This is a genomic window from Pseudomonas sp. LAM2023, from assembly GCF_016620375.1.
Lineage (GTDB): Bacteria > Pseudomonadota > Gammaproteobacteria > Pseudomonadales > Pseudomonadaceae > Aquipseudomonas > Aquipseudomonas anuradhapurensis.
The window spans coordinates 1-2,916 of sequence record NZ_JAENHV010000038.1 but is presented as its reverse complement, the minus strand read 5'-3'; the positions used below and the strand labels follow the sequence as shown (position 1 = coordinate 2,916).

Sequence of the window (2,916 nt, the reverse complement as noted above, 5' to 3'; positions counted from 1 at the left end):
CATTCTTGAGCCGCTTCAGCCCCCACGGGTCAATCCACTCGATCGGGTTCGGCACATACTGATAGAGGTTGAAGCCGCCCAGATAGCTGATAGGATCTTGGCTGACAAACCGCCCAGCCGCCGGATCATAGTACCGATAACGGTTGTAATGCAGCCCGGCCTCATGATCATGGTACTGCCCTTGGAACTGTATCGGATTGCTCAGACCGACTTGCTTGGCCCACTCCGAGCGGGCTTCCTTGACCTCCCCCCACGCTTTGTACTGCGCCGTCCAGGCCACTTCGCCATTGTGGTCGGTGAGTTCCATCGGCGTACCGAGGTGGTCACACTGGTACCAAAGGATCGCATCGAATGCCTGCGGCTTGACCTCGGTGTGCCACAGTGGGTCCTGATCGAAATCGCATTCCCGGTCGCTCCAGTCCGGCTGGCGCAGCAGGCGGATCGGGTTGTTTCGTTGCGCCTGGGCAACCGGAACGAAACTGCTCGGCTCGTACAGGTAATGCACGGTGCGCCCGGTCTCACCTTCGTCCTGCGGCCGCGAGCTTTCCCAGGCGAGGTTATCGCCATCTCAACCATTATAATTGGCGAAGTCCGACTCCGCCGCTTAAATAAAAGTCAGACCATACATGACGCCAGTAAATGGCCATCGGCAAGTTTGCTTCTAGCTCTTTCACGATCAGCATCAGACAAAACCCAGAGCTTAAATCCAGACTTATCAAGAGCCTCACCAAGTTCTGACATCACAAGACTTAGCATTTCGAGCTTCTCGGGAGGAAGCGCTTGCAGCTTACGTGTAGAAAATAGATTTACTGGATACACATCCCTAATATACTCATCAGTTTTACCAGACCACTGCATCTTGAGCCACATGATGGTCTCGCTACGCCTAGGCCACATTAGCGGGTGGTTTTCATCTGGGACATATCGCCCAAACGCATAACCAAAACCAAACGCATGGCTTTCTGTATATGCATATGCATAGTCAAAATCGGCATACCAATCTGGACAGACTAGAAAAGACTCAACCAGCGATTCCAAATTCAGCTTTTCCGAAAATGCAGTAAGCACGAGCCCCTCATCCGCAGATACAACTGATGAAAAATTGCAATTCAGCGTCTCACTCCCCTCACCTTTCTCCCATATCCTCTCGGAGTATAGCTCAATTACATCAATCTTACCCTCACTAATTTCCTTCAGGTATTTCTCGCGACTAAACTTAATTACACGCCCATTTTTACCGCCACAACGTTCAATTTTTCCGCCCACCCGTTGCATCCATTGCTCGAACGCAGAGTAGTTCTTAACGAAATCCAGCCTCTCTCCGGCCACCGAATGGGCCACCAGAAAATTATAGTAATCTGCCATCTAAATTCTCCGACGAGTTCTCTCTTTCTCAGTGTATCCCCCGGCACGACCCACGAAAGCCCAAAACGCTGAACCGACCCAATAAAGCCGCGAACCTTCTCATTAAAAGAACCCGCGACCGTACTAAACGCCTTCATAAACTCACTCATACCTTACCCACATACCCCCACAGCAACTCTTTAAGCAATCCCTCATATGCATCCCGTGCCATCGCGAATTGGATACACTGTTGAGTGCCCAGGAGACATATGCCTGACTGGCATATCACGCTCATCATGCTAACCGCCAAACCCTTGGACATTTTTACCTCTTCAGGTTAAGCATGCGAGCAGTTCGGCCTTGGCCGTCGCATTAAGGACGGAGTTAAGGTTGGTGCTGTAGGTGCCGGCCATGCAGTTGTCGATGCTGGCCTGGGGGGCGTAGGCCAGCAGGTTGTCTGCGGCGGCTGGCGGGTTGGCAGGCACCTAGCCTGGGCCCGCCAGCGCGGCCGCGACCAGGCACAAATCCGCTAAAACTAAAACATCCCTATTTCAATACCGAAATGAATTTTCCGAAAATCTCAATGAATCCCTGCAGGTCTTTTATCTCGTAACGCTCATTAATTATATAGTCACCAGACTCGACATCGATAGCTTCAATGACACAGCTATCATCATCCCACAATGTCAGCCTCGCCAGATTACACTCATCATCAACATTTATAACGGCACTTGTGCTTAACTCATTCTCATTCAGATCCAGCATTCTGCTTGAGTTAACCTCAAGCCAAGCCAATATCTCTATGAACATTTGATTATTCCATCTTCCGTTTTATGTGCTTTGACTTGAATGTCTTCTGCCACTGGCATTTCCGGTACAGGATTACCCTTCCTATTGGCAAGCCTTCCCTCTAATGAGGCGGGACCCACAATTTTTGCCCACCCCTCATTGGTTTTAATGAGAGACCCCTCTGGAACATTAAACTCAACATACTTAGTTCCGGGATTAGCCTGTTTTCCAAAAGCATCAATACTGGCTGGAGATGCAACATGTGTTGTTCCTGTAGAACTTCGCGCACCGTGCATTACCTGTACGAGCCGGGCAGCTTCGTGCCTGTGGTCCAGGCACAACGAAACAGCCCGTTCGCGCTGGCGCTTGGCCCGCTGCATCTGGCCCTTGCACTTCATCGAGAAGTTCGAAAAACATCCTACAGTCTACCTCAGACTCATAAGGATCAAGTGACTGTAGTTTCTGCTTCCACCTAGAAAGCTCTTGGTCATTCATTATCTTTTTTACCAAATACCCTTGACACTTGGAGTAAGCCAGCATTTCTTGCATAGCCACATTGTATTTTCTAGGCTGTCCTATTCCGAAGCCACTCGGCGAGCATCTCGGATTTCCATTGCCATAGCTCCTCGCATGTTTTCAGAATTAATCATCTGCTGTACTCCGATCAGCCTTCAACAAAACGCTTAAATCTGCTTCGCTCGCTTTAAGGCTTTCTACTTCTCGCTAACGGCAACATCGACCAGACATAGAAACTTCATATACGACCCTTAATAAACGCTTTCA

The 2,916-nt window shown here is 49.7% G+C and carries 3 protein-coding genes and 1 pseudogene; all 4 read right to left on the bottom strand.

The features are described 5' to 3' along the window. Window positions 1-568, bottom strand: a pseudogene (locus JKP78_RS24875) (RHS repeat domain-containing protein); the annotation flags it as partial. Window positions 569-615: 47 nt separating this feature from the next. After that, a complete protein-coding gene (locus tag JKP78_RS24870) occupies window positions 616-1,365 on the bottom strand; it encodes a hypothetical protein (RefSeq protein ID WP_186689856.1) in 750 nt (249 codons plus the stop codon). A 525-nt stretch (window positions 1,366-1,890) separates the two neighbouring features. Then, window positions 1,891-2,154 (bottom strand): immunity protein TriTu family protein, encoded by a 264-nt coding sequence (locus JKP78_RS24865; protein ID WP_186689854.1) that lies wholly within the window; start codon window positions 2,152-2,154, stop codon window positions 1,891-1,893. Then, a complete protein-coding gene (locus tag JKP78_RS25560; protein ID WP_420831020.1) occupies window positions 2,145-2,429 on the bottom strand; it encodes a TreTu family toxin in 285 nt (94 codons plus the stop codon). Before JKP78_RS25560 ends, JKP78_RS24865 begins: the two co-directional genes overlap by 10 nt. Window positions 2,430-2,916: the final 487 nt, after the last annotated feature.

Excerpts from the sequence above, each read along its gene's own strand:
- JKP78_RS24870 (WP_186689856.1), bottom strand. The coding sequence starts at position 1,365 with ATGGCAGATTACTATAATTTTCTGGTGGCCCATTCGGTGGCCGGAGAG.
- JKP78_RS24865 (WP_186689854.1), bottom strand. The coding sequence starts at position 2,154 with ATGTTCATAGAGATATTGGCTTGGCTTGAGGTTAACTCAAGCAGAATG.
- JKP78_RS25560 (WP_420831020.1), bottom strand. The coding sequence starts at position 2,429 with ATGCACGGTGCGCGAAGTTCTACAGGAACAACACATGTTGCATCTCCA.